A 23,696-nucleotide genomic window follows, 5' to 3' on the forward strand; every position below is an offset into this window, starting at 1 on the left:
GTTCGGAGCCGGGAAATAGCGAAATTATGTTTTTTGTGGTCGCTGACGAGGAAAAAGCGTCGAGGCGACCGGTTGGCTGTGCAAGGTTGCGGTCGACCCGATCCCGGCCTATGGTCCAAGCGATGCATTACCCGCGACCGACGCGAAGACCCGGCGCGGATTGCTGTCCATCCAGTGCGGATTTACGCAAGGAGTGATGACATGCCCGACAATTCCCGTCCTGCCGTGCTCGAACTGATTGGCAATACCCCGCTGGTGCGCGTCAGCCGTTTCGATACCGGCCCGTGCACACTGTTTCTCAAACTCGAATCCCAGAACCCCGGCGGTTCGATCAAGGACCGCATCGGTCTGGCGATGATCGATGTCGCCGAACGCGATGGTCGCCTGCGCCCCGGCGGCACCATCGTCGAAGCCACCGCCGGCAACACCGGCCTCGGCCTGGCCCTGGTCGGCCGCGCCAAGGGCTACCGGGTGGTGCTGGTGGTGCCGGACAAGATGTCCACCGAGAAGGTCCTGCACCTCAAGGCCATGGGCGCCGAGGTGCACATCACCCGATCCGATGTCGGCAAAGGCCATCCCGAGTATTACCAGGACGTCGCCGCGCGGCTGGCTGCGGACATTCCCGATGCGTTCTTCGCCGACCAGTTCAACAACCCGGCCAACCCGCTGGCTCATGAATGCAGCACCGCGCCGGAGATCTGGGCGCAGACCCAGCACGATGTGGACGCCATCGTCGTCGGCGTCGGCTCGGCCGGCACCCTCACCGGCCTGACCCGTTTCTTCAAACGCGTGCAGCCCGACCTGGAAATGGTTCTGGCCGACCCGGTCGGCTCGGTGATGGCCGAATACAGCCGCAATGGCACCCTCCCCACCCCCGGTTCCTGGGCGGTGGAAGGCATCGGCGAAGACTTCATTCCGTCGATTGCCGACCTGTCCAGCGTGCGCCGCGCCTATTCGATCAGCGACGAAGAAAGCTTTGACCACGCCCGCCAGTTGCTGCGCGTCGAAGGCATTCTCGGCGGCTCGTCGACCGGCACCCTGCTGGCCGCCGCCCTGCGTTACTGCCGCGAACAGACTCAGCCGAAACGGGTGGTCAGCTTCGTCTGCGACACCGGTACGCGTTATTTGTCGAAGGTCTACAACGACCAGTGGATGAACGATCAGGGCCTGCTGCAACGCAAGCACTATGGCGACCTGCGCGACCTGATCGCGCGGCGTTTCGAGGATGGCCGGGTGATCAGCGTCGGCCCGGATGACACGCTACTGACGGCTTTTCAGCGCATGCGCCTGGCGGATGTCTCGCAGCTACCGGTGCTGGTGAACGGCAAACAACTGGTCGGCGTGATCGACGAGTCCGACATCCTGCTGGGCGTGCACGAAGACGTTGCGCATTTCCGCAAGGCCGTATCCAGCGCCATGACCGACAAGCTGCAAACCCTGTCCCCCGACGCCTCTCTGGCGGAACTGGAGGCAGAGCTGGGCCGTGGGTTGGTGGCGATCATCCAGGACGCCTCGGGTTTCCACGGCCTGATTACCCGAACCGACATGCTCAATCACCTGCGGAGATCCCTGCCATGAGTCAACAGGATAAAAACGCCCCGCCACAGGGCTTCGCCACCCGGGTGATCCACGCCGGGCAAGCGCCGGACCCTTCGACCGGGGCGTTGATGCCGCCGATCTACGCCAACTCCACCTACCTGCAACAGAGCCCCGGGGTGCACAAGGGCCTGGACTACGGGCGTTCGCACAACCCGACGCGCTGGGCGCTGGAGCGTTGCGTGGCCGACCTCGAAGGCGGCATCCGGGCCTTTGCCTTCGCCTCGGGGCTGGCGAGCATTTCCACGGTGCTGGAACTGCTCGACGCCGGCTCGCACATCGTCTCGGGTAACGATCTGTACGGCGGCACCTTCCGCCTGTTCGACAAGGTGCGCCAGCGCAGCGCCGGGCACCGTTTCAGCTTCGTCGACCTGACCGACCTGGCGGCGTTCGAGGCATCCCTGCAAGACGACACCCGGATGGTCATGGTCGAGACCCCGAGCAATCCGCTGCTGCGCCTCACGGACCTGGCCGCCATCGCCCGCACCTGCCGCGCCCGCGGCATCATCTGCGTGGCCGACAACACCTTCGCCAGCCCGTGGATCCAGCGCCCGCTGGAGCTGGGTTTCGACATCGTGCTGCACTCGACCACCAAATACCTCAACGGCCACTCCGACGTGATCGGCGGCATCGCCGTGGTCGGGCAGAACGCCGAACTGGCCGAGCGCCTGGGCTTCCTGCAAAACGCCGTCGGCGCCATCGCCGGCCCGTTCGACGCCTTCCTCACCCTGCGCGGGGTGAAAACCCTGGCCCTGCGCATGGAGCGCCATTGCAGCAACGCAATGGAACTGGCGCTGTGGCTGGAACGCCAGCCGCAAGTCTCACGGGTCTATTACCCGGGCCTGCCATCGCACCCGCAACACGAACTGGCCCAACGGCAAATGCGCGGTTTCGGCGGGATGATTGCCCTCGACCTCAACAGCGACCTGGCCGGCACCAAACGCTTCCTCGAGAGCGTGCAGATCTTCGCCCTGGCCGAGAGCCTGGGCGGCGTGGAAAGCCTGATCGAACACCCGGCGATCATGACCCACGCCACCATTCCACCCGATACCCGCGCAGAGCTGGGGATTGGCGACGGGTTGGTGCGGTTGTCGGTGGGGGTTGAGGATGTCGAGGACTTGCGTGCGGATTTGGCGCAGGCGTTGGCGCGGATGTAAGCTCCGTCGTTCCCACACTTTTGAATTTCTGTCATACACAAATTTTGTGTTCACCAGAGATCCACTGTAGGAGCGAGCCTGCTCGCGATGGCGGCGGATCAGTCGATATTGATGCTGGCTGACACTCCGCAATCGTCGGAACGCCGCCCGGAGCAGGCTCGCTCCTACAGTTCCGTTTTGGCCCTCTCCCCTGCTGCAACGCTGCCCAAGCACGCAAGAGTCCCCATAATCGCGACAATTTCATCGGAGCGCATCGCACCGCGTCGCCAACCCAGACGACTCAGACTCATTGCACTCCTCCACCCGCGGCGAAAGCTGCGTCTGCTTTTATGGCGCGGGGTCAAGGGTTAGTCCATGGCGTGGCCAATGCCAGCGTGATGAGGTAGCGCTCTTCCGTGGGGCGCTTTTTGTCCTTGAAACGTCCGACTACCAGCATCACTTGATACTGGTTACCCGCATGCCAATAGGAGGTGCCGCCCTTGTTCACGTCGCGCAATCGGGCTCGCCATTCTGGCGTATCGGCGAATGGTGGATCTTCCTCGATTCGGATCGGAGTCCAGCCGGCTGCGCGCAATTGGTCCTGCAGATCCAGCACGACCTTGAGGGTGTCGTCGAGCAGTAGTGGCTCGATTTGTGGAGACATGCGGACATTGCCAACTCGCTCATCATCGAAACTTACGCTGAGAAAGCGCGCCAGTGGGGTCACAAACCCGTATTGAGGGTCTACGAAACGCAGGCGAGCATCGGTACTTGGGATTTTGAACCAGTAGTGTCCTGGGATGGCTGGACCTATGGCTGCACTGGAGCGTTGGCGCATATCTTCCCAAGGCTCGCCAATCATCAACGCAATTTCTGGCTCATCCGACAGGAGTTGAATCACCACCACTGTCAGGAGAACCGTGACTGCGAGTACAACGACACCAAGTCGCCAACCCACGCGATGCATCAAACTCATCGCACGCCCCCACCCACGGCGAATGCTGCGTCTGCATTTATGGCGCGGGGTCAAGGGTTAGTCCATGGCGTGGCCAGTGCCAGCGTGATGAGGTAGCGCTCTTCCGTGGGGCGCTTTTTGTCCCGAAAGCGACTCACTACCAACAACACTTGATACTGGGTGCCCGCATGCCAGTAAGCTTTGCCGCCTTTGTTCACGTCCCGCAATTGGGCTCGCCATTGCGGGGTGTCGGCGAATGAAGGGAAGTAATCGACCTTGATAGGGGTCCAGCCAGCGTTGCGCCATTGCTCCTGCAAATCCAACACGACCTTGAGGGTGTCGTCGAGTAATAGCGGCTCGATTTGCGGGGACATGCGGACGCTCCTCACCTTCTCGTCAGTAAAACTCACGGTAAAGAAGCGAGCCAAAGGGGTTACAAATCCGTATTGAGGATCTACGAAACGCAGGCGGGCATCAGACCTGGGGACGTTGAACCATGAGTGGCCCGGTATGGCGGGGCCAATGCTCGCGCTGGAGCGCTGCCGCATGGTCTCGTATGGCTCACCAATCACCAAGGCGATTTCCGGTTCGTCCGATAGCAACTCAATTGCTGACAGCGTCAGGAGGGATGCGACCACCAATACCAAAATGCTACGCCGCCAGCTCAGATGGTGCATCAAACTCATCGCACGCCCCCACCCACGGCGATTTCCCGAATCGACTGCTCAATCTGGTCACGCTGGTCGCTTTGCAGCAAATCGTCAAACTGCGCCGCGGCTTTAAGCACGAAGGCCATGCGCCGCTCGACGTCAGCCAGGTCGGCGAAGGGAAAGTTGCTAAAACCAATAGTGCGCCCGTCCTCGACGGGACGGCACTGACTGGCCAGGGTCAGTTCAATGGCCTGAGCAGCCCCGGAAGGAAGGTTGGTGACGTAGGAGAAATGGTTACCGCGCAGCAACCATTTTAGACCGCTGTCGTTGTACATCGCCGGTTGCAGGATATTGACCTGCTCGTGTTCGGCAAGAAGCGCGACACTTTCCGCGATATTGCCAGCGTCAATCGCCTCGAAGGCCAGGAGGATTTCCTTGTGGTCAGTCCCGAACTTCAGCGTTTCCTGCCCGACCGGCCACAACACTGGATGTTGGTCATGCCCGTAAATGTTGCTACGTGATTCCAGACAAGCCTTAAGCGCCTCCAACCCTCGCTCCGCATAAAACACATGCAACGGATACACATCCAGGAACAGCGTGGTATTACCCATGGCCAACATCTCGTGCACAAACCGGTACATCTGTTGCGCAAGGGGCAATGCACTATCAACCCCCCAATGAGTAAAACCCCACACCGGGTTGTCACGGTTGGCCTGTTCGTAGTCGCGTTGGCGCTGTTCAAATTCCCGTATTGTCGCGCGCTTTTCCCGCTCACTGGGGCTGAGCAAACCCACCAGCCCTTGCCTGGCGCTGTCCCTCAACTGCTGCATCGTCTCCTCTTCAGCCTGCATCTTGTCGATCGACTCGGCCGCGTGCAGCAGGCCGCAGCCCACCTGCTTGGAGGCAAAGGCCGCCAGCCCCGCCCACTGGAAACGCGGGTCGTGGCGCCACAGTTGGGCGTAAGCGGCGTTGATCGCCTTGTTGCGTGCCTTGGGGTCGGCAATCAGCTGGCCACCCGGCGCCACGACGTTTTCGACCCGTTGCTGGTAGCCGCGCCAGAGGTTCTCGCAGGCCGTTCCCGGCCGTTCGCTGAAGGATGGCGTGGCAGTCTTCGCTGTCGAAGCAGACCCGGACCGGCGAGCCGTGACCGGATGGCCGGGGGCAGGAGCTGTCGCGGGTTGCGGGACGGCCCTGGCGGCGGGCGCTGAAGTCACCTTCGAGATATAACTGGTGATGAAAATCGAAGGCTCCAGCGTGGCTTTGCAGGGACAACTGCTAGCACTGTCCAATGAGCCGGCCACCAGCCTGCCGTGACTGTCCATGAATGAAACGCCACCCTCGATTTCGTAGGTTTTGTTGTCCTTGCCGCAGGACACCGGGTCCCCTGCACGAGCATGGGCGAAGCCAAACACCGTGATGCGGGTATCGCCGTCCAGCACCTCGCCGCCGCAGCTGGTCTTGTCACCCTTGCGAATGAAATATCCCTTTGCCATAGACTCAAATCCTTGTGTGTGTTGATGACTTGAGCGGGGCAGTGCACCCGCCTACGAGCAATTTGCGCCTGCCCCGAGTGAAAACGGAGGCATGGCAAAATGCGGCGCACAGGGTTGACGCGAAGGGAAATAAACGTAAATGGGATGTTTCCGAGATGCGTGTAGGAAATGGAGAATCAATCGCCTTCTGCTGCGGTCTTCCTACGATAAATGTGAAGGAAACCGCTTTTCTCCAGCCTGCACGCGTAATCGTTCGCGTGCATCGTCGGAGCGCCGCCCGGAGCAAGCTCGCTCCTACAGGTTTTGCTGGTCTGGCACGCAAGAGTCCCTATAATCGCGGCGTTTTCGTCTACCCTCACGAAGCGTCGTGCAGCAATCAGCTTGTGCGGGGCGCATCGACATTTTTCCGCTATTGAACCGGAGAACTTCCATGCTCAAACGTACCCTGGCAGTGGCCATTGGCCTGACCTTGTCCCTTTCCACCCTGCTGGCACAGGCCGCCGAGACCCTCAAGGTCAGCGCCATTCCTGATGAAGCCCCCACCGAATTGCTGCGCAAGTTCAAGCCACTGGGCGAATACCTGGAGAAGCAACTGGGCATGAAGGTCGAGTTCGTACCGGTGTCCGACTACCCGGCGGTAGTCGAGGCGCTGGCCACCGACCGTATCGACATGGCGTGGCTGGGCGGTTTCACCTTCGTGCAGGCACGGCAGAAAACCGGCAATGCCATTCCATTGGTACAGCGTGAGCAGGACGCCCAGTTCACCAGCAAATTCATCAGCGCCGACCCGGCCGTCAAGTCGCTGGCCGACCTCAAGGGCAAATCGTTCGCCTTCGGCTCGGTGTCGTCGACGTCGGGCAGTTTGATGCCGCGTTATTTCATGCTGCAGGACGGCATCAAGCCGGAAACTTACTTCAGCCGTGTCGGCTACTCCGGCGCCCACGACGCCACCGTCGCCTGGGTCCAGGCCGGCAAAGTGGACGCCGGCGTGCTCAATGCCAGCGTCTGGGCAAAACTGGTCGCGGCCGGCAAGGTCGACACCGACAAGGTCAAGGTCTTCGCCACCACGCCGGCCTACTTCGACTACAACTGGACCGTGCGCGGCACCCTCGACCCGGCCCTTGCCAACAAAATCAAGGTGGCCTTCCTCGCGCTCGACCCGGCCAACCCGGAGCAAAAAGCGATTCTGGACCTGCAAGCCGCCAGCCGCTTCATCGAGACCCAGCCTGAGAACTACAAGGGCATCGAGGAAGCCGCGCGCGCTGCCGACCTGCTGAAATGACACTGCATCTGAACCGGGTCAGCCTCACCCACGGCAATGGCGTGCGTGCGCTGCATGAGGTCGACCTGCACATCGCTGCCGGTGAGCAGGTCGCGATCATCGGTCCGTCCGGCGCCGGCAAGTCGAGCCTGCTCAACCTGTTGGCTACCGCCCTGCGCCCCGGCAGCGGCACGGTCGAGGTGCTCGGCGAGCAAGCCTGGCAGCTTGACGCCCGACAGCGCCAACGGCTGCGTGCACGCATCGGCCTGGTGCATCAGGCGCCGCCACTGCCTGCGCGGCAGCGGGTGGTCACGGCGGTGCTGGCCGGAAAGCTGGGGCAATGGAGTTTTGCCAAAAGCCTGTTGAGCCTGTTGCATCCGGCGGATGTTCCGGGCGCGCGGGCGGCACTGCTCAAGCTGGACCTGGGTGACAAGCTGTTCGCCCAGTGCCAGCAATTGTCCGGCGGTCAGTTGCAGCGTGTGGGCATTGCCCGCGTGCTGTACCAGGCGCCCGAAGTGCTGTTGGCTGATGAGCCGGTGTCGGCGATGGACCCTGTACTGGCCGGGCACACCCTGTCGATCCTCTGCCGCCATGCCCGGGAGCACAACGTGACGCTGGTCGCCAGCCTGCATGCCGTGGAGCTGGCCCTGACGCACTTTTCACGCATCATCGGTTTGCGTGAAGGGCAGATCCTGTTCGATCTTCCCGCCAGCGACATCGACCAGCAATTGCTCGACAAGCTCTACGCCAACGAGCAACTGCTATCGCCGCCCACGCCGGTGGCGCCCTTGATCCTGCAGATTCCCCGATGCTGACCCGCGATATACGAGACCCGGCCACCCTGCCCCGCCTGCTGCTCAGTCTGTTGGCGCTGGCCCTGCTGTGGCCGGGTATCCATTTCAGCGAGCTGGACCTGGGTGTGCTGCTCAAGGCCGACAACCAGAGTGAGATGGGTCGGTTTGTCTCAGCCTTCTGGCCGCCGGCCCATGGCGAAGAGTTCCTCCAGTTGCTGTGGCAAGCCACGCTGCAGACACTGGCCATCGCCACCGCCGGCATGGCCCTGGCCTTGCTGTTGGCCGTACCCGCCAGTCTGCTGGCCAGTCGGGCACTGTCGTTGTCGGCGGCTTCACGCAGCGGTCGCCCGAGCGCCCTGGGCCGGCTGTTGCGCTGGCCGGTGCGCGGGTTGCTGATCTTCCTGCGCAGCGTGCCGGAAATCGTCTGGGCATTGCTGTTCGTACGCGCCGTCGGCTTGGGCCCGACGGCCGGGGTGCTGGCGATTGCCATCACCTACAGCGGCATGCTGGGCAAGGTCTACGCGGAGATCTTCGAGTCGGTCGACCAGCGTCCGGCCCATGCGCTGCTGCAAGCCGGCAGCAGCCGGTTGGCGGCGTTCTGCTACGGCACCCTGCCCAATGTCGGGGCGGAGTTGCTGTCGTACACGGTGTACCGCTGGGAATGCGCCATCCGCGCGTCGGTGGTGATGGGCTTCGTCGGTGCCGGCGGGTTGGGCCAGCAGATCGACTTGTCGTTGCGCATGTTCGCCGGCGGTGAAGTGGCGAGCATGTTGCTGACCTTTTTCGTCCTGGTGCTGCTCGCCGATCAGATCAGCCGCCTGTTGCGCTGGAGGTTCGCATGAATCGCCTGATCAACCTGCTGCTGATCCTGTGCATCGTCGCGGCAGTCGTCGTCTCGTTCAGCTATCTGGGCATCGATCTCGGCGAACTGACGGGCAGCGCTAACCTTGCACAGATGGGCGCCTACGTGCTGCGCTTTCTCAGCCCGGACTTGAGCGCCGGCCATCTGCACGCCATCGGCCGTGGCGCCGTGGAAACCCTGGCCATGTCGGCCCTGGGCACCCTGCTCGCGGCGGTCTTCGGCCTGGTCCTGGCGCTGCCTGCGGCCGGGCGTTTCGGTTGGCCGTTGCAGAGCGCGTCGCGCCTTGTGCTCAATGGCCTGCGCGCCATTCCCGAACTGGTGTGGGCGGCGTTGATGGTGCTAGCGGCCGGACTCGGCCCCAACGCCGGGACCCTCGCACTGGCCATGCACACCGCCGGGGTGCTGGGTCGACTCTTCGCCGAAGCACTGGAAAACACCCCGCCGCAACCGGCGGAAGCCATCCGCTTGCAAGGCGGCAACGTCGTCTGGGCCTTCTGCTACGGCACCCTGCCCAACCTGTTCCCCCAGCTGTTGGCGTACATCCTGTACCGCTGGGAAAACAACATCCGCATGGCCAGCGTGCTCGGTTTTGTCGGTGCCGGCGGTTTGGGGCAGATGCTCTATGTCAGCCTCAGCCTGTTCCAGGAGGCCCAGGCCAGTACGGTGATCCTGGCCATGTTGCTGCTGGTGTTTGCCGTTGATGGGCTGAGCAGTTGGAGTCGTCAGCGTTGGGTCAAGGCGTGATTGCGAGTCTTCTGGAGATTTCACAACCAGGCAAGTTGTCAATTTGCTTGTAGCAAGAGGGCCTCAATGAGGCCCTCATCGCTAAAGCGTAGTTGTACTCAGTGCGCCACTACTGGCTCGCGGTGACCGTGACCGCTGCCGAGACCGCCACGGACACCGTCGCCGGTGCCGACTCCGCGCCCTTGGCATCGGCGGCTTTATAGATAAAGGTCGCGGTGAACGGCGCAGCGACCGTGGCCGGTGGTGTGTAGGTCACGCGCACACCATCGGTGCTGACCACGCCCTTGCCGGAGTCCGGTTGCTCCAGCCCCACCACTCTAAGTGGCACGTTACCGTCAGGGTCGGTGTCGTTGGCCAGGACGTTGATGGGCACCGGTTGACCGGTGTTGCTGATGGCGCTGTCGGGGTTGGCGATCGGTATTTGGTTATTGCCGTCGTTATTGGCACGGGTATCGCCAGTGCGGAAGGTCGGCAGCGCGGCGGAGTTGATGTAGGTGACGCCGTCCCAGCCGGGTATGGGTGCTGGCATCAACTGGAACTGGCCGGGGTGCTCGACATCCCAGCGCAGCAGCATGGACGTGTCCTCGTGCTGGGTGTTGTGGCAGTGCTCCATGTAGGTCCCGGCGAATTCACGGAAGTGGATGGCCATTTCCACGTCCACCGAGCTGTCGATGCCATCACCGACGCGATAAACGTCCTTGCGCGCCCATTTTTCCCATTCCGGCGGTGGGTTGCCATCGCGGCTGAGGATGATCCCCTCTTCGAAGTGCACGTGCACCGGGTGGTTCCAGCCGTTGCCGCCGCTCATGATTCTCCATACTTCCAGGGTACCGTCGCCGGAGAACCCGGCAGGGGTCGGGCCGTTGGCCAGTTGCGGAGCGGCGCTGATGACTCGAGGGTCCATGGGGAAGCCAAACTCACCACCGTCGGTCTTGATGGTCCAGGGTGTTTCGTCGGTGCCGTCGGAGCGGCCGAAGCTGAACTCGCGATGCCGCGCCACCTGGAGCCTGGCCTGCACCGCCGGATCGTCACGGTTGAGGGTTAGCGGGATCATGGTCTTGCCGGCTGGCTTGCCCGGTTTGGCGGGCTCGAAGTCGGCGGGGTTCATGCTCACGTCCTGGCCGGCATAAGGCTGGACCACCAACTGCAGGAACTTGCCCACCCCCGGGTCGCCGCCGACCCATTCCGGCCCTTTGCTGCCCAGCCTGATCACCGCCTTGTACGTCCCGGACAGGACATCGGCCAGGCTCAGCACTGTAGCTGTCGGCTTCTTGCCGTTCTGGTGCTCCAACAGGTTGACGAAGTACAGCTTGTCGCCGGTGTTGATCCCGTTTTTCGCGAAATTGACGATGATGTCGAAACGCTCGGCGATGCCCTGGGTGGGCAGGATGGCGTTGTGGTCCTGGGGATCGCCGTTACCGTCCAGGTCCATGCTGCCGTCGAACGGCACGGCGTGTTCCATCAGGTTGCCGTCGTTGGCGATCAAGTGGAACGGCACGCGGCTATAAGACAGGCCGGAACCTGCCGGGCCGGGGAATTCGCCGCCGGTGCCGGGGACTTCACGCACCAGCGCGATCCTGAAGTAACGCGACACCGATCCGTTGAGGATGCGGAAGCGATAGCTGCGCGCCCGCACGTTCAGGCGCGGCTGGTACTGCCAGTTGACCAGGACCTGATCGCCGAGAAAACCGTCGGTGTTGAACGGGTTGAACCACAGCTGGCCGTTCTGATCCCAAGCCTTGTCGGCCACCAGCAGGTTGACGTCATAGTCGCGGTTGCCCCAAGGCAGCGCCGAACCGCTGGGCAGGCGCAGGTTGACGCCGTCTTCGAAGGCTTCGTTACCGCGATCCAGGGCGCTGTAGTAATTCATCATCACCGCGTTGCCCTTGTAGACGTTCTGCGCGGTGAAATCGAGCATGTGGTCATGGAACCAGTGGGTGCTCATGGTTTCGTGCCAGTCGCCGCGGATCTTGATGCTGCCGTTGTTGCACGTCTTGAGGCCCGGTGTGGCATCGTTGACAAACAGGGTTTCGCCCGGGGCGCAGGGGAACGCCGCGCGCGGATCCTGAGCGGTGGTGTTGATGGTGTCGTAACCGGCCAACTGGATCGGCCAGCGATAGTCGTAGTACTGCCCCGGAAAGAAAAACGCACCGGCAAAACCATCGCTTTCAGCCGGGGAGTGGCCGTTGTGTTCATGGGTTGTAATGGTGTGCAGGCCAAACCCCATGTTGGCCGACGGATCGATCGGCAGGGCGTTGTAGTGGCGCATCAGCGCGGCCTGACCGTAACGCACCATCAACAGTTTTGGCGGAAAAGTGCCGTCGAAGGTCCAGAGCGCCTTGTGGTCCTGAATCGGCATGTTGGGGTGAAAACGAACATTGATGCCTTGGGTGGTGCCCACCAGGACCGGGGTGTCCGAGGTCTGGTTGTAGAGCCCGCCCGGCCCGAACTCACCGACAGCGTAGTTGTGCAACTGTCGGTGGTCGCGCATGCCGCTGTTGATCTGGGCACCCGCTTGCACGGTTTTGAAGCCGACCTGCGGGAAGAACTCGTTCCAGCGCTGGTGCGACCAGCCTTTTCCTGGCGGACGACCTTCGGCCGGCGAGCCGACCGGATGGCGGTTGAGGAAGGCTTCGATCTGCGCTTGCCACGGGTTACGGTCCAGCACGTTGGAAAATTGCGACGGAAACGGGAACAGCCCCGGCTGGCGCATGAAGGCTTCCAGCGCCGCGGGCGAAGGGCTGCTGCGGGCGGTGTTGTTCGGGTCCTGCGTGGGCGCCGGGCCGACGAGCGGAACCGGGAAGGTCAGGGGCGGTGCGGGCAACGCCGGGTCGAGTTTTTCCGTGCCGAATTCTTCGAACAGCAACAGTTGCTGCGTATACGGCTGGGCCCCGAACAATGGGCTGGGATTGCCATTGGTGGGGATATTGAAGGATGTCTGCAGGGCTGGCGGCAGCACGTTTTCGGCCCGTGGCGTGTTCCGGTCACCAAATACGCCATTGGGCAGGGCGAGGGCGCCCTGGTTGGCGGGTGGCGAGGCCCGTAAGGCAGCCGCCGCGGCATCGAGGTCGGCCGGCGGGTTGCTAAACGCCGAGGGGTCCGTCGGAGGTGGCGGGCCGAAATCATCCAGCGGCACGGCGCTTGCCATGCTGGTCAGGGTAAGGAGCATCGCACAGGGCAGGCTTGTCCTGTGCAGAAAGGCGATGGAGCTGCGAAGTGATGTCGTGCGTTTCATTTTTTCACCCCTCGCGACATATCGAGTCTGGCGAAACCCACCGTCGCCAGGATGTCTGGGACACAGCTATTGCGGGTACAAGAGGACGGCAATTAATGGGCCATCACACCAGAGGGGGAGAAAAAATCCAGATAAATTAATAAACTATTTTTGAGTGTTTCAAACGAGAGAAGAGTGAGTGGGGAATACCCCTCTAATTAGGTGGAAAACACCCGCTCGTGGGTGTAGTGCCCCATTTATGGAGAGGATTGAAACCTTTACTTTTAGCGCAGGCATTCGGTGCTCAAGTGCAGTGCAATTTCGCGCCTGACGAGCAAACCAGTACTGCCCACGCAAAAAACCCTTCCTGCGCGTCAACACAGGAAGGGTTTTTCGTTGCGGCCGATCAGCCTTTAGCCTGGCTCAACTTGGTGAACAGCTCGGTCGGTACTTTCTTGCCGTTGGAAATGAACTGGTTGGTGCGGAACTTGTACACCTCCCCCTCGGACAGGAAACCGTCGCCGTTGGTGTCCATCGCCTTGAATTCCCCAGTGCCCTTGGGCGCCACCGCCAGCAGTTCCTTGAGCGACACGCGTCCGTCATCATCGGTGTCGGTGCGCGCGAAAGACGCATCGCCGCACTTGCCTTCACCGCACTTGCCCTCGGCCTGGGTCTTTTGCGCGCTGGCTTCGGCACCGCACTTGCCTTCGCCACACTTGCCTTCGCTGGTCTTTTCCGCGGAAGCCACCTGATAGCCCTGAGGCAAGGCTTCGGCGGAAAACGCAGTGGACGCGAAGTTGATACCGCCGACCAGTGCAACAGCGATCAGGCCAATACGGGTTTTGTTCGACTGGATACGAGACATGTTGATACTCCGGATCATTTGCGCGGCTGGACCGTTATTGGTCGTACCACAAGGGTTGATAAACCTGGTGGCGAGTTGCAGGGTGCATCTCGCTTTGGCAGGTCTATTTGGCCCCGGTGGTGTATCCCGGCTGTATCCGTAAAGAGTGGGTTTTGTATGGCTGTATGCGGATGCCGTGCCCTGATACACAGCGATACACGAAAGCCGGTATTGAGCTAATCCGTCTCGCTTGTGTCCGCTGAGGGCAACCGCCCGACATCGCCCAGGAGCGCTTGTTTAAAAAGGTTGTAGGTTATTTCCTGAGGGCTACAAGACCTTGCGTCGTTGCCTACGGTTACGCCAGAATCCGCCGGCTTGTGCGTCTAGGGCGCGGGTTCTATCGTTCGCGTGTCGCTGCCTGTTCAGTGACCGGGTCTGGAAACCCCGAAATGAAAATGGCGCCACTGCGCCCTTCATAACCTAGGCTTGCACGCTTTTAAGTGTGCACTCCGTTATGGCGGCTGTGCGCGGGAGACCTTCGGGTCTACCGGGTTGCCGTTTCCCCGGGTTTCCAGCCTGCGTACAGCTGCCACCTCTTCGTCTGGAAACGAACGTGGCAGCTTCAACCATGAAGCGGAGACAGCCATGTTCAAAGTCACCCCCAACCCGCCGGACACCGATCCGACATCCCCGTCCGAACCCGATTCAAAAACGCTCAACGAAGCCGCCGAACGCGCCCTCGCCTTCCCCTCGACCGCAGATATCAAAGCCACACCACGCACACCCAGCACCCTGTTTACCGTAGATCCCAAGGCCGATACCGAAACCCTGATGGTGTATCTGGTCGAAACGCTGGCCTCGGTCGATGTGATGGTGCACCAGTTGGTGGATCATCTGGACGGCGGCTCACGCAATGCCCTGCTGGGGATTTCCAACAGCGTGATGTTGGCGGAGATCACGGCGAATCGGGTGCTGGACCAAATCGACCCGCGCGAATAATCACTGAATCTGTGACTAACACAGACCCTGTGGCTAACACTGACCCTGTGGCGAGGGAGCTTGCTCCCGTTGGGCAGCGAAGCGGCCCCCGCTTTTCTTCAGTCCAATCGTGCAGGCAGGCTTTGCGACGGCTTCGCCGCCGAACGGGAGCAAGCTCCCTCGCCACAGGCTTTGTGTGTTTGATGTTTGCTGGGCTAACGCTAGTTCGGGTCAAGCAACCCGCCACTCCAGTTGCGGGACACCCGGCTGCCGGTGAATTTCGCCACCCCCATGCCTTGGGGTATCAGCCGGTCGCGATAACGCGTCACCAGCCGCCCCGCTTGCTCGGCGTGCAGCACCACTTCGGTGGACGGATCGCCCGGTATCCTGAGAATCCGTGCAAACCTCTGGCCTTCTTCAACAAAATCCCCCAGCTCTTTTTCGAAGATCAGCACGCCGGGTTGCGGCGCGATGATGGTTTCCATGTGGCCCATTTCCACGGCTTCGACGGGCCAGTCAGCCGGTGAAACTTGCTCATCGATGACACCGCAACCGCACAGCCAGTTGTACAGCCCTTCGGCATCGGACTCGGCAAAACGGTCGCTGACATCGCCCTGCCCGCGCAGCTCCAGGGTCGCCGCCATGCGGTGCTCGGTGACGCCTTCGCGCAGCCATGGGGCAATGATGGTTTCCTCGAAGGAGCCATCGCCGCCGTCATCCCAGATGATCGCCACATCCATCTTCATCGCCGCCGCCAGTTCGCGACCACGGGGCCAGAAACTGCGGTGTACGTAGAGGTATGGCAAGGCCTCGTCATCGGTGTGCAGGTCGAGCATCACATCGGCCGGGGCGGCCAGTTGCACCAGTTTCTTTTGCCACTCCTGGACGCAGGTCGAAGGTTGTTCCATGGCCGCCGACTGGTCGAACGAGCGATTGAAGTTATGCCCGGTCGCGTCGTGATAACGGCCGAGAATCCGCCCCTGGCGAAACTGCCCGATGCCCAGCGGATTGGCCTGCGGCACCACGGTCACATTGCCCTTGAGCCGGCCCTGGGATTCAGCGGTTTGCAGTCGTTGCATCAGCAGGTGCAGGACCAGCATCCCGGCGATTTCATCGGCATGTACGCCCGCCTGCAAGTGCACGTTTGGCCCGCTGCCGTCGCCTGCATAGCGCCAGGCACCGACCCGCACGGTATCGCCGTTGTTGTTGCGAACACTGAACGAAATATCCTGCGGCATTGGCTTTCCCTCCCGCCGTGAACGTTGAAAAACGTTGTATCGCTGCTGCCGAGGCTGGTGATTGAACAGACGTTCAACTAAGCTCGGCATCGTGGAACCTCACCCAAGGACAGCCTTGTGACAATCGATGCCCCGAAAAACCGCCGCGCCGAACCCGAAGACCGCCGCGAAATGCTGGTGGCTGCCACCCTGCGCTGCCTGGGCCGCGACGGTCACGCCGGGATTTCCGTGCGACGCATTGCCACTGAAGCCGGAGTGTCCGTGGGGCTGCTCAACCATCACTTCGGCAGCATCGAGGCACTGATCGCCGACACCTACCAGCGGCTGGCGAGCGAACTGACCACGGCCCTGCGCCAGGAAATCGAGCAGGCCCAGACACCTGCGCAAAAGATCGATGCCTTCCTGGAAGGCTCGTTCTCGCCCAGGGTCATGGACCCGCAACTGCTCGGCGTTTGGGTGGTGTTCTGGAGCCTGATCCGTCACTCCGAATACGTCAGCCAGTCCCACGAAAAAAGCTACCGCGCCTACCTCGACCTGATCCGCCAGTTGCTCGACGGGCTGGCAGCCAGCGAAGGCTTCGTGATTCACGACACCCGCCTGGCGGCCATCGGCTTATCGGCGATGCTCGACGGTCTCTGGCTCGAGTGGTGCCTGAACCCCGAGACCTTCAGCGCCGCCAACGGATTGCATATCTGCCGTTGCTGGATAAAAGGGCTGCGTCACGGAGCATTCAGCACCGACGACGCCTTGTGACGAATGCCGGCCGAAGATCATTGCCAGGGTGCCGCTGACGGTGGTCAACCCTTGTCGAACTCATCAGGCCGACCTGCGCACGGGCGTCCCGCGCCGTTCGGCAAAGGCAAACAGCGCTTCGATCAGGAACGTCAGGCAGACATACACCCCGGCTACCAGCAACAAGGGTTCGTACACCTGCAGGGTCTGTGCGCGGACCACGTTGGCGGCGCCCAACAGGTCGATCACGGCGATGGTCGAGGCCAATGCCGTGGACTTGAGCAGCATCACGGTTTCCCCGGCCAGGGTCGGCAGCAACAGGCGCATCGCCCGGGGCAAACGCACCCGTAGCAAGGATTGGCGCGCGGTCATGCCGAAGGCCGAGGCCGCTTCCATTTCACCCTTCGGTACCGCCAGCAGGCCACCGCGAATCACTTCGCCGACATAGGCGCCCACCGACACCACCAGGGCGAACACGATGTACCAGTAACCGTCGCGCAGGTACGGCCAGAGGAAACTGCCGCGAATCAGCGGGAACTGGGCAAACAGGCTGCCCAGGCCGTAGTAGAAAATGTAGATCTGGATCAGCAACGGCGTACCGCGCGTCACGCTGGTGTAGAGCAGGCTGACCTTGGCGATCACCTTGTTTTTCGAGATCCGCGCCAGCGCCACCAACACCGCCAGGACAAATCCGAACACACTGGCGATCAACAGAATCCCGAGGGTGGTTTGCAGCCCCCGGCCCAACAGTGCCGCGTATTCAACTATCCACGCTGGAATCATTTCATTCTCTCTGCCGGTTCAGTCAACAAGAGGCATCCAGCGACGAATACGTCGCTCAAGCCGACCCGACACATAGTTCGACGCCAACGTCACCGCGTAATACAACGCCGCAGCCGTGAGGTAGAACAACAGATAATGGCGCGTCGACCCCGCGCCTTGCTTGGCGGTGTACAGCAGCTCGTTGGTGCCGACTACGCTGATCAGCGCACTGTCCTTGATCAGGTTGATCCACAGGTTGGCCATCCCGGCCATGGCGTAAGGCGCCATGATCGGCAGCGTGACCCGGCGGAACAGACCGAAACCGTTCAGGCCGAATGCCTTGGCCGCTTCGATCTGGCCGAAGGGAATCGCCTGGATCGCTGCGCGGAAAATCTCCGAGGCGTACGCGCCCTGCACCAGCCCCAGCACCGCGATGGCCGCCAGTGGACCGCTGACATTCACCACGTCGTAGCCGAACCGGGTCATCAGCGAATTGAGGAGCATGGAGCCGACGTAGTACAGCAACAGAATCAGCAGCAATTCCGGAACCGCGCGGAACAAGGTGGTGTAGCCGCGCATCAGCGCTGCAATCGGCTTCGGCGCGCCCAGCTTGAGGCACGCCACCACCAGCCCGATGGCCAGCCCGAGCACAAAGGCTCCGGCGGAAATCTGCAGGGTCATCCAGAGCCCCTTCAACAGCGCACTGCCCCATCCCTGCTCGGTGAAATTGATCAGATCGAACATTGCCGGCATTTCACTCTCCAGTGGGAGGACACGGTCCCCAGCAGGAGCGAGCTTGCTCGCGAAAAACGTTAACGATGACGCAGTCACTCAGAAGAACCGCGGCGCTCTTGCGTCCATCGCGAGCAAGCTCGCTCCTACAGGTTTTTTGCTTGTATGCCTGGGATCAGAACGCCGGCTTCACGCTGGTGCCGAAGTAGCTTTGGGACAGGTCGTCGTAGTCCTTGCTCGCCAGCAACTCCCGGATGGCCTTGTCGAGCCGGGCCTTGAGTTCGGTGTCGTCCTTGCGCAGGCCGGCCCCCACGCCTTTGCCGAAGATCGGGTCGTAAGGCACGGTGCCGAGGTAGGCCAGGTCCTTGGCATCCGGGGTCTTGATGAACGCGGCCATGGCGGTGCCATCGGCCATCATCAGGTCGATGCGGCCGGCAATCAGGTCGGCGTTGGCCGAGTCCTGGGTGTCGTAGTACTTAACGTCGGCAATTTTTTCGTAGTAGGTCTTCAGGTAGCTGGCGCTCACGGTCGAGTTCTGCACGCCGATGATCTTGCCCTTGAGGTCATCCGGGTACTTCTTGACCGACGCCTCTTTCGGGCCGACGACGGCAATCACCGAGTCGTAATAGGCCTTGCTGAAGGCGATCTGTTTTTCGCGTTCTTCGGTCACCGACATCGAGGAAAAAATCACGTCGATCTTTTTCGCCAGCAGCGACGGAATGATGCCGTCCCACGCCACTTCCTTGATCTCGCAATCGGCTTTCATTTCGCTGCACAGCTTGTGGATCAGGTCGACTTCGAAGCCCTTCCACTCACCGTTGGCCTGCTTTTCGGTATACGGCGGATAGGGTTCGGCTGCCACCGCGAACCTGATCGGCTGTGCCTGGGCCGCACTCATGCCGGCCAGCAATACGCAGGCCGCCCCGGTCAACCAGTTTGCAAAACGTCGATTTCCCATGTTGTTTTCCCGTCTTTTTATGATGAGTTAGCGAGTTTGATGAGCGTTGACGAACTGTCGGCAACGCTCGCTGCGTGGGTGTACGAACACTTCGTCCGGCGAACCGGTTTCCTCGATCAGCCCTTGATGCAGGAAGGCGACTTTGGAAGAGACATCGCGTGCAAAGGCCATTTCATGAGTCACCAGGATCATGGTCCGGCCTTCTTCGGCGAGGGAGCGAATCACCCGCAGCACTTCCCCGACCAGTTCCGGGTCGAGTGCCGAGGTGGGTTCATCGAACAGCATGACCTTGGGCCGCATGGCCAGGGCCCGGGCGATGGCCACCCGTTGTTGCTGCCCCCCGGAGAGAAACGCCGGGTACTCGTTGCGCTTGGCCGCAAGCCCGACGCGCTCTAGCAGCGCTTCGGCCCGTTCAGTGGCCTCCGCACGGCTTTCACGCAGGACCTGGGTCGGCGCTTCGATGAGGTTTTCCAGCACCGTGCGATGGGGCCAGAGGTTGAAGTTCTGGAACACCATGCCCAGGCTCGAACGGATGCGTACAAGCTGTTTGGCGTCCGACACCAGCGGTGCACCGGGACGGTTCTGGTTAAGGTGAATGCTTTCGCCATCGACCAGGATGCGCCCCAGGTCCGGCACTTCGAGCATGTTGATGCAGCGCAGCAAGGTACTTTTGCCCGAGCCGCTGGCACCGATCAGGGAAATCACTTCGCCCTCGCGGGCGGTCAGGGAAACGCCCTTGAGCACTTCGATATTGCCGAAGCGTTTGTGCAGGCGATCGACTTCGATCATGGTCTTGGCGGCGACCGGTTCGGCGGCTGCGGTACGGGTCACCGTGCCGATCACCGGCCTCGGCGCTTCGCCCATGAGCACCCCGACAAAATCGCGAATACGCTGACAGGCCTGGGCCAGGCGCTCGTCACTCAGGGTGAACGAAAGCCGTACAAAACCCTGGGCCGGCTCACCGAATGCCGCCGCATCCAGCACCGAGACACCGGCTTCGCGCAGCAGTCGCCAGGCGAACTCGAGCGAGGTCAGGCCGGTACCACGCACGTCCACCAGCACGAACATGCCGGCATCGGGGTTGAGCACGCTGATACCCGGGCAACCGGCCAGGCCAGATACCACCAGATCGCGGCGCCGACGATAGATCTCGCGCATGCCGTGGGTGACTTCATCAAAGGACTGCACGGCCTTGAGTGCCGCTTCCATGACAAACCCGGGCAAGCCGTACAGCATGCTCAACACCAGGGTCTCGACATGGTTGACCAGGGCTTCATGGGCCACGACCCAGCCGATGCGCCAACCGGTCATGGCATGGGATTTCGACAGGCTGCCGATCACCACGCAGCGCTCGGCCATGCCCGGCAACGCCGCCAGGCTCAGGTGTTCACGCTCATAGGCGAGGCTCTCGTAGACCTCGTCCACCACCACCCACAGGTCATGGGCGATGGCGAGGTCGGCGATGGCTTGCAGCTCTTCGCGACCCAGTACTACGCCGGTGGGGTTGTTCGGGTTGGAGAAGAAAATCGCCCGGGTGCGCGGGGTAATGGCCTTGGCCAACACGGCGGCATCGAGGCGGAAACCCGAGTCCGCCGCGCAGGGCACCCGCACCAGCGTGGCGCCGGACGCCTTGAGCGTCGCTTCGTAGGTGACATACATCGGATCGAAGGCGATCACTTCGTCGCCGGCACCGAGCAGGCACATCGAGGTGGCGAACAAGGCGTTCTGCGCACCTGCCGTGAGAATGACGTTCGACGCCAGCAGTTCGCGGTCGATCAGTTGGCTGTAGCGGCCGGCGATGGCCTCGCGCAAAGCCTGGCGGCCGGCGATTTCGGTGTAGTGGGTATCCCCTTCACGCAAGGCATGGATGGCGGCATCGGTAATGAAATCGGGGGTGGGGAAATCCGGGTCGCCGACGCTGAGGATGATCACGTCTTCGCCATTGCGCTGTGCCGCGTTGGCCGCGTAGTGAATATCCCAGGCGGCAACGCCCTGGCCACTGATCCGCTCTACAAAGGGTGAAAACCGCATGCCAGTGCCTCGTTCGAATTGAAGAAACGCAAGCCCGCAACCAGCCGGGGGAAGGTGGCCCCCAACATAGTCGAGACTGAACACTCGTTCAACAGAAAACTCACAAGGCTTCGCGTTCAGCGCAAACAGGTCGTTTTCACGACAGTCGCGCCGTTTTTCAGCACGGCGCGATCAAGCGACGTGAAACGATTTTGCTGACCGCGCCAAGCGCCAGCGCAATGACGATCAACCCGGCGGCGACGGCGAACGTCAGCCGCATCCCCTGTGCGATGGCCTCAGGTTGCGCCTGCAAAATATCGTGGCTGGCCGAGCCGAAGGCGAACACTGCGCCCATGACCGAGGCGCCCGTGATCAACCCGAGATTGCGCGACAACCCGAGCAAGCCGGAGATTACGCCACGCTGCTGCGACTCGATATCCGCCATGACGGCGGTATTGTTCGCCGCCTGAAACAACGCATAACCGCCGGTCATGACAGTCAGCGGCGCGATGTAGCCGAGTACACCGAACCCCATAGGCATGGCGGAAAGGATGCAAGCGCCAATCAACATGGCAATCAATCCGAGCGTGCCGGATCGATGCGCACCCAATCGGTCGACCCATCGGCCCGCCGGTACGCCCGCCAGTGCGGCCACCAGCGGCCCCGTCGACATCGCCAAACCAACGCTCGCTGCATTCAACGCCAGTGCGCCAGTGAGGTAAAACGGCCCTACCACCATGGTCGCCATGATCACGGTGGTCACCAGCATGCTCATGACGAATCCTGCGCTCATGTGCCAGTTACGGAACATCGTCAATCGAACCAGAGGCGACTCGGCTGTGTGCTCGACGAATACAAACACGCACAGCCCAAAAACTGTCACCAGCAACAGCGTCAAGTTCAGCGGCCCCAGGGTGCCACGCCCAACGGTCATCGCCAGTGCATAAGCCAGCAGCGTCAGAATCAGCACCAGCGTGCCGAGCACATCGAAGCCCGCTCTATCCGCCCTCTTCTCACTGCGATCGTTGGGCAAAAAGTAGAGCACGAGCCCAATCGCCAAAACACCCAACGGCACATTGACCAGGAAAATGGCCTGCCACCCCAAATTGGCAATCAAAAAACCTCCCAGGGTCGGGCCGAGTGAGGTGCCAATCGCCGACATCGTGCCGAGCACGCCCATCGCGCTGCCCATTTTCTCCTTGGGAACGGCCCCGCCCACCAGCGCCATGGTCAGCGCCATCATGATGGCCGCACCGACGCCCTGCAGCGCCCGAGCGGCAATCAATAACCAGAGATGAGGGGCCAGCGCGCACAGGATCGAAGCGACGGTAAACACACAAATCCCGATCAACAACAAACGTCGGCGACCAATGATGTCGCCAAGTCTTCCGACACTGACGATCAGCGCCGTGATCGCCAGCAGGTAAGCGAGCACCACCCATTGCACTTGCTCAAAGGAGGCCGAGAACGCCTCGGCCAGTGTCGGCAATCCAACGTTGGCAATACTGGTGCCCAGGGACGATAGCAGCATGGATAACGACAGGCTGGCCAAGGCTCCCCGAATCGATATGGACTTCATTTTCTCGCGACTCCGCAAATAGGTTGTCCCGAGCCTAAGCCCGGTCATAACATGGCGGAAGACGCAGCATTTGCACTTTATACGTGCATATAACGCCACCTACCCACAAACCAGTGTGGGAGCGGGCCCTGTGGCGAGGGGGCTTGCCCCCGTTGGGTTGCGAAGCAGCCCCAAAATCTCTGATGCACCAAAGATCTTGTGAGTGCTACGCACTCAAACGGGGGCAAGCCCCCTCGCCACAGGGCCCGCTCCCACAGGAATTGATTCGATGCCCGACCTGAATCTGTTGATCACCCTGAACGTGTTGCTCGAAGAAGGCAGCGTGGCCCGCGCCGCGCAGCGTTTGCACCTGAGCCCGTCAGCCATGAGCCGGGCGCTGGCGCGATTGCGCGACACCACGGGCGATCCGCTGCTGGTGCGGGCCGGACGCGGACTCGTGCCCACGCCTCGGGCGCTGGAGTTGCGTGAACGCGTCGGCGTGCTCGTGCAGGACGCCGAAGCCGTCCTGCGCCCTGCCGAGGCACTCGACTTGAATCAACTGACCCGTACCTTCACCCTGCGCACCAGCGACGGCTTCGTGGAAAATTTCGGACCGCCACTGATCGCCCGCATTAACGAAGAAGCGCCCGGCGTGCGCTTGAATTTCGTGCAGAAGCTGAACAAGGACAGCACCCTGCTGCGCGAAGGCTCGGTGGATCTGGAAACCGGTGTGATCGGCGAATCGACCAGCCCGGAAGTGCGGACCCGGATGCTGTTTCGCGATCGGTTCATTGGCGTCGTGCGTGAGGGTCATCCACTGACTCAAGGTGAAATGACACCTGAGCGTTATGCCGCCGCCCGACACATACTGGTCTCACGTCGGGGCCACGAAAAAGGCGTCATGGACGACGCCTTGAATGAGCTGGGGCTGAAGCGGGACATCATCACCATCGTCGCCGGTTTCTCTTCGGCGCTTGCATTGGCGCGGGCTTCAGACCTGGTCGCCAGCGTACCCGAGCGGCACGTCGGCAACCTGTGCCAGGGGATGCACTGCTTTGCCCTGCCATTCCCCACGCCGCCGATCACGGTTTCGATGCTGTGGCACCCGCGCATGGACGCCGACCCGGCGCATCGCTGGCTGCGCGGTTGCGTGTGGGAGGTTTGCAGCCGGCAATGACC

20 protein-coding genes are annotated in these 23,696 nt (G+C 61.8%); 9 read left to right on the top strand and 11 right to left on the bottom strand.

Annotation, left to right across the window (positions count from 1 at the left end):
- The first annotated feature begins 201 nt into the window (after nt 1-201).
- Nucleotides 202-1,578 carry a pyridoxal-phosphate dependent enzyme gene (locus tag KW849_RS25680; protein WP_218431971.1) on the top strand — a complete coding sequence of 459 codons (1,377 nt, stop codon included), beginning with the start codon at nt 202-204 and terminating at the stop codon, nt 1,576-1,578.
- Nucleotides 1,575-2,753, top strand: a complete 1,179-nt coding sequence (locus tag KW849_RS25685) for a PLP-dependent aspartate aminotransferase family protein (RefSeq protein WP_218431973.1) — start codon at nt 1,575-1,577, stop codon at nt 2,751-2,753. Before KW849_RS25680 ends, KW849_RS25685 begins: the two co-directional genes overlap by 4 nt.
- Nucleotides 2,754-3,093: 340 nt before the next feature.
- Here KW849_RS25685 and KW849_RS25690 read toward each other — a convergent pair whose 3' ends face one another.
- The 3 genes from KW849_RS25690 to KW849_RS25700 are packed head-to-tail and all read right to left on the bottom strand — an operon-like array spanning nt 3,094 to nt 5,830.
- Nucleotides 3,094-3,708 carry a hypothetical protein gene (locus tag KW849_RS25690; RefSeq protein ID WP_218431975.1) on the bottom strand — a complete coding sequence of 205 codons (615 nt, stop codon included), beginning with the start codon at nt 3,706-3,708 and terminating at the stop codon, nt 3,094-3,096.
- 50 nt (nt 3,709-3,758) lie between these two features.
- Nucleotides 3,759-4,373, bottom strand: a complete 615-nt coding sequence (locus KW849_RS25695) for a hypothetical protein (RefSeq protein WP_218431977.1) — start codon at nt 4,371-4,373, stop codon at nt 3,759-3,761.
- A complete protein-coding gene (locus KW849_RS25700) occupies nt 4,370-5,830 on the bottom strand; it encodes a PAAR domain-containing protein (protein WP_218431979.1) in 1,461 nt (486 codons plus the stop codon). Before KW849_RS25700 ends, KW849_RS25695 begins: the two co-directional genes overlap by 4 nt.
- Nucleotides 5,831-6,260: 430 nt before the next feature.
- Here KW849_RS25700 and KW849_RS25705 point away from each other — a divergent pair, with 430 nt between their 5' ends.
- The 4 genes from KW849_RS25705 to phnE are packed head-to-tail and all read left to right on the top strand — an operon-like array spanning nt 6,261 to nt 9,491.
- A complete protein-coding gene (locus tag KW849_RS25705; RefSeq protein ID WP_218431981.1) occupies nt 6,261-7,112 on the top strand; it encodes a putative selenate ABC transporter substrate-binding protein in 852 nt (283 codons plus the stop codon).
- Nucleotides 7,109-7,906, top strand: coding sequence for a phosphonate ABC transporter ATP-binding protein (locus KW849_RS25710; RefSeq protein WP_218431985.1), 798 nt, complete (start codon nt 7,109-7,111; stop codon nt 7,904-7,906). The genes KW849_RS25705 and KW849_RS25710 overlap by 4 nt, the downstream gene beginning before the upstream one ends.
- Entirely contained in the window at nt 7,900-8,727 is an 828-nt protein-coding gene (locus tag KW849_RS25715) for an ABC transporter permease (RefSeq protein ID WP_218431987.1), read from the top strand. The genes KW849_RS25710 and KW849_RS25715 overlap by 7 nt, the downstream gene beginning before the upstream one ends.
- The gene (gene phnE, locus KW849_RS25720) at nt 8,724-9,491 is read left to right on the top strand and encodes a phosphonate ABC transporter, permease protein PhnE (RefSeq protein WP_218431990.1); all 768 of its coding nucleotides are present in this window, start codon (nt 8,724-8,726) and stop codon (nt 9,489-9,491) included. The genes KW849_RS25715 and phnE overlap by 4 nt, the downstream gene beginning before the upstream one ends.
- 109 nt (nt 9,492-9,600) lie before the next feature.
- Here the strand turns inward: phnE and KW849_RS25725 are convergent, their stop codons facing one another.
- Both KW849_RS25725 and KW849_RS25730 read right to left on the bottom strand, forming a co-directional pair.
- Nucleotides 9,601-12,660, bottom strand: a complete 3,060-nt coding sequence (locus KW849_RS25725) for an Ig-like domain-containing protein (RefSeq protein ID WP_371319186.1) — start codon at nt 12,658-12,660, stop codon at nt 9,601-9,603.
- 451 nt (nt 12,661-13,111) lie between these two features.
- Nucleotides 13,112-13,570 (bottom strand): hypothetical protein, encoded by a 459-nt coding sequence (locus KW849_RS25730; RefSeq protein WP_218431991.1) that lies wholly within the window; start codon nt 13,568-13,570, stop codon nt 13,112-13,114.
- A gap of 624 nt (nt 13,571-14,194) precedes the next feature.
- On the opposite strand from KW849_RS25730, the gene KW849_RS25735 reads away from it, so the two are divergent.
- A complete protein-coding gene (locus tag KW849_RS25735) occupies nt 14,195-14,548 on the top strand; it encodes a DUF6124 family protein (protein WP_218431992.1) in 354 nt (117 codons plus the stop codon).
- A gap of 200 nt (nt 14,549-14,748) precedes the next feature.
- On the opposite strand, the gene KW849_RS25740 is transcribed toward KW849_RS25735, so the two are convergent.
- A complete protein-coding gene (locus KW849_RS25740) occupies nt 14,749-15,765 on the bottom strand; it encodes a succinylglutamate desuccinylase/aspartoacylase family protein (protein WP_218431993.1) in 1,017 nt (338 codons plus the stop codon).
- A 117-nt stretch (nt 15,766-15,882) separates the two neighbouring features.
- Here KW849_RS25740 and KW849_RS25745 point away from each other — a divergent pair, with 117 nt between their 5' ends.
- Nucleotides 15,883-16,518: a TetR family transcriptional regulator C-terminal domain-containing protein gene (locus tag KW849_RS25745; protein WP_218431994.1), complete on the top strand. Its 636-nt coding sequence runs from the start codon at nt 15,883-15,885 to the stop codon at nt 16,516-16,518.
- A 63-nt stretch (nt 16,519-16,581) separates the two neighbouring features.
- Here the strand turns inward: KW849_RS25745 and KW849_RS25750 are convergent, their stop codons facing one another.
- From KW849_RS25750 to KW849_RS25770, 5 genes are all read right to left on the bottom strand, one after another.
- Nucleotides 16,582-17,280, bottom strand: a complete 699-nt coding sequence (locus KW849_RS25750) for an ABC transporter permease (RefSeq protein ID WP_218431996.1) — start codon at nt 17,278-17,280, stop codon at nt 16,582-16,584.
- Between the two features lie 18 nt (nt 17,281-17,298).
- Nucleotides 17,299-18,012: an ABC transporter permease gene (locus KW849_RS25755; RefSeq protein WP_218431998.1), complete on the bottom strand. Its 714-nt coding sequence runs from the start codon at nt 18,010-18,012 to the stop codon at nt 17,299-17,301.
- 154 nt (nt 18,013-18,166) lie between these two features.
- On the bottom strand, nt 18,167-18,949 hold the full coding sequence (locus KW849_RS25760) for a transporter substrate-binding domain-containing protein (RefSeq protein WP_218432000.1): 783 nt from the start codon (nt 18,947-18,949) through the stop codon (nt 18,167-18,169).
- A 27-nt stretch (nt 18,950-18,976) separates the two neighbouring features.
- The gene (locus tag KW849_RS31700) at nt 18,977-20,980 is read right to left on the bottom strand and encodes an aminotransferase class I/II-fold pyridoxal phosphate-dependent enzyme (RefSeq protein WP_218432003.1); all 2,004 of its coding nucleotides are present in this window, start codon (nt 20,978-20,980) and stop codon (nt 18,977-18,979) included.
- A 157-nt stretch (nt 20,981-21,137) separates the two neighbouring features.
- A complete protein-coding gene (locus KW849_RS25770; protein WP_371319185.1) occupies nt 21,138-22,586 on the bottom strand; it encodes an MFS transporter in 1,449 nt (482 codons plus the stop codon).
- Between the two features lie 220 nt (nt 22,587-22,806).
- Here KW849_RS25770 and KW849_RS25775 point away from each other — a divergent pair, with 220 nt between their 5' ends.
- Nucleotides 22,807-23,694, top strand: coding sequence for a LysR family transcriptional regulator (locus KW849_RS25775; RefSeq protein WP_218432006.1), 888 nt, complete (start codon nt 22,807-22,809; stop codon nt 23,692-23,694).
- Nucleotides 23,695-23,696: the final 2 nt, after the last annotated feature.

It is taken from the genome of Pseudomonas sp. PDM26 (assembly GCF_019219185.1).
Lineage (GTDB): Bacteria > Pseudomonadota > Gammaproteobacteria > Pseudomonadales > Pseudomonadaceae > Aquipseudomonas.